Source organism: Dietzia sp. DQ11-44, from assembly GCF_014145205.1.
In the GTDB taxonomy this organism is placed as follows: domain Bacteria; phylum Actinomycetota; class Actinomycetes; order Mycobacteriales; family Mycobacteriaceae; genus Dietzia; species Dietzia natronolimnaea.
In genome coordinates this window covers 1-2,840 of record NZ_JAALEC010000349.1, presented here as the reverse complement: position 1 = coordinate 2,840, position 2,840 = coordinate 1, and the positions used below count along the sequence as shown (strand labels likewise).

Annotated in this window: 2 protein-coding genes; both read right to left on the bottom strand. The window is 70.4% G+C overall.

Features of this window, described 5'->3' with window-relative positions; translation table 11 throughout:
* Nucleotides 1-1,986, bottom strand: a 1,986-nt coding sequence (locus G6018_RS09395; RefSeq protein ID WP_182639466.1) for a proton-conducting transporter membrane subunit, incomplete at its 3' end; no start/stop codon positions are given.
* 133 nt (nt 1,987-2,119) lie between these two features.
* Complete coding sequence (locus tag G6018_RS09390) at nt 2,120-2,629, bottom strand: hypothetical protein (RefSeq protein WP_182639465.1); 510 nt, start codon at nt 2,627-2,629, stop codon at nt 2,120-2,122.
* Nucleotides 2,630-2,840: the final 211 nt, after the last annotated feature.

Below are 2,840 nucleotides of genomic sequence, written 5' to 3'. Positions count from 1 at the left end.
CATCAGGAGCGTCTCGACCAGCGCCTGGGTGAGCGCGAGGTCCGGGGCGCCGTGGAAGGCGAAGATCACGGCGAGCCCGTACCCGGTAACGGACATGCAGATCACCGCGGCGAGGCGGTTGCGCAGCACCGCGGCGGCCACCGCGGCGAGCGCCATGGGGATCATGACGATCAGCACGACCGGGTTGGCCGACAGCTCCATGCGCAGGCCCTCGCGGGTGCCGGCGAGGAGTGAGACGAACGGGAACACCACGAGGGTCACCAGGATGATCCCGAGGGTGAGCGGTAGGGAGCCTCGCTGGATGCTCGCCGTCAGGCGCAGCGAGAGGGTGTCGAAGAACCTGAGCACCGCGTCGTAGATGCGGTCGGCGTTGCCGAGGGCCGGCGACTCGAACTGCATCCTCTCGACGGTCCGCTGCGCCACGTAGAGCAGGGTGCCCAGCACGTAGACCACCAGGGTGAGGGCGAGCGGGACGCCGATCCCGTGCCACAGGCCCAGGTGGTAACCCTCGGGTCCGCGCCACGGACTGCCGGGCGGGAACGCCACGTCGACGTACCGGGCGATGAGGTTCTCGACGGGCGCGTTCCACAGCCCCAGCACCAGTCCGGAGACGGCCAGGGCGGCGGGAACGGACAGGAACAGCGGGCCCGCCGGACGGGAGGCGGCGACGGCGGGGCTGATGCCGTCGGGGAAGGACCGCTTGGACCGGAAGGCGCCCATGACCAGGCGTGCGGTGTAGGAGAAGGTGAGGACGGACCCCGCCACGAGCCCCGCGGTGACGACCAGCGACGGCATCCCGTGCAGTCGCTCCTCGGACAGGACCGTGGCGAACGCGGCCTCCTTCCCGACGAACCCGAGGAAGGGGGGCAGGCCCGCCATCGAGGCGGCGGCGAGGGTGAAGACGAGTGCGAGCGCGGGTCGCTTCCGCCCGAGGCCCGACAGGTCGCGGATCTCCCGGGTGCCGGTGGTCTTGTCGATCACGCCGACGGACATGAACAACGCCGACTTGAACAGGGAGTGAGCGAGCAGCATCGTCAGGCCGGCGAGCATGGTGTCTCGCGACCCGATGCCCACCAGGACGAGAAGGAACCCCAGCTGGCTCACGGTACCGAACGCGAGCACGAGCTTGAGATCCGTCTCGCGCAGCGCGCGCCACCCGGCCATGAGGAGCGAGACCAGACCCAGCACGATGAGCGGGAGCTGCCAGGTGGACGAACCGGACAGACCGGGGGTCATGGCCGCGACGAGGAAGACTCCGGCCTTGACCATCGCGGCGGAGTGCAGGTAGGCGCTCACCGGCGTGGGGGCCGACATGGCGCCCGGCAGCCAGAAGTGCAGCGGGGCGATCGCGGACTTGCTCCCCGCACCGATGATCACCAGGACCAGCGCCCAGTGGATGAGCGGACCCGACGGTGGCGACGCGACGACGTCGCTGATCAGGTAGGACCCGGTGGCCTGGCCCAGGATGATCAACCCGACGAGCATCGCCAGACCGCCGAGGGTGGTGACGAGCAGGGCCAGGGTGGCCGCGCGGCGGGCGGAGGCCCGCGCCGCGTAGTGGCCGACCAACAGGAAGCTCAGGACGGAGGTGATCTCCCAGAAGATGTAGAGGAGGATCATGTTGTCGGCCACCACCAGGCCGAACATGACCCCGGCGAAGGCCACGAGCTCGGCGGCGAACAGGTGCAGGCGGGGTTCGTCGTCCTTGAAGTACCAGGTGCAGTAGACCAGGACCAGGGCGCCCACGCCCAGGGCGATGAGCGCCAACAGCGCCGACAACGCATCCATCCGCAGATCGAGCGCGAGGTGGATGCCGGGTGCCCACTGGACGGACTCGGTGGGGACGCGGCCCAGGTTGGCGGCCACCCACACCGCTCCCGCCGCCGGCACCAGGGCCAGTGCCAGGAACGCTCGGCGACCGAACCTCAGGACCAGCGGGACCGCGAGCAGGGCGGCCACGGCGTGGGCCGAGAGGATCGCGATCACCGGCGGCTCCTCTCGTCGTGTGGACCGGAGAACGACGCGCGGACGCCCCCGCCGGAAGAGGGCGGGGTGTCGGTGGTCGACCAGGGTCGGGGTTCGCCGATCACTTTACAGAAAGTGACCGACAGGCCCTCTCTCAGCGCAGGTGGAGGAGGGTCGCCGCATTCAGCAGCGCGGCGATCGAGGCCTCGCCCGGGGACTGCCCGAAACCCATGGCCCACGTCGCGCGCCGCCCGCAGGTGGCCTGCAGGATCGTGCACCAGGACTCGGTCCGGTCGAACGCGTCTCCCTCGTACTGGTGGAACCGCTCGATCTCCACGCGGGCCCCGATCCTGCCCAGCATCTCGGACATGGCGGTGAGGTCCCCGCAGGACTCGGTGGTCAGGCGGTGGGCGGTGAACTCACCCGGGGCTGCAGGATCACGGGTGGCCAGGATCGCCTCGTACGCCGTGATCCCGCGGCCCAGCGGACGGCGCGTGAGGTCGGCCAGGTGGAAGTGGTCGGTCGACGGCGCGTAGGTGTCGACGAGCGTGCGCCAGTCCAGTGCGGCCGCCTCGTCGGCGAAGCCGCTCGGCAACCGGCGACCGAACCGCTCCGCGAACGGGCAGGAGGTCGTCCCGGTGGGGGAGGAGGTGGTGGCGTACATGGTGTTCTCGTCTCAGACGTCGGTGCGGGGACCGACGGAGATCGAGCAACCACGCAACGGGGGTGCCGGTCTTCAGGCCCCGTTACGTCCGGTTACTACGAGAATCTTCCGCATGACCGAGAACTGTAGACCGCGCAGGCGTGCGGCGGCAAGCGGACGTGACCGGGTTCTCTGTTCGCCACGGTGCGTCCGGCGCCCGGCCGGTCCGCGC

Bases quoted from the DNA above. Each gene is read 5' to 3' on its own strand.
- G6018_RS09390 (WP_182639465.1), bottom strand. From the start codon at position 2,629: ATGTACGCCACCACCTCCTCCCCCACCGGGACGACCTCCTGCCCGTTC.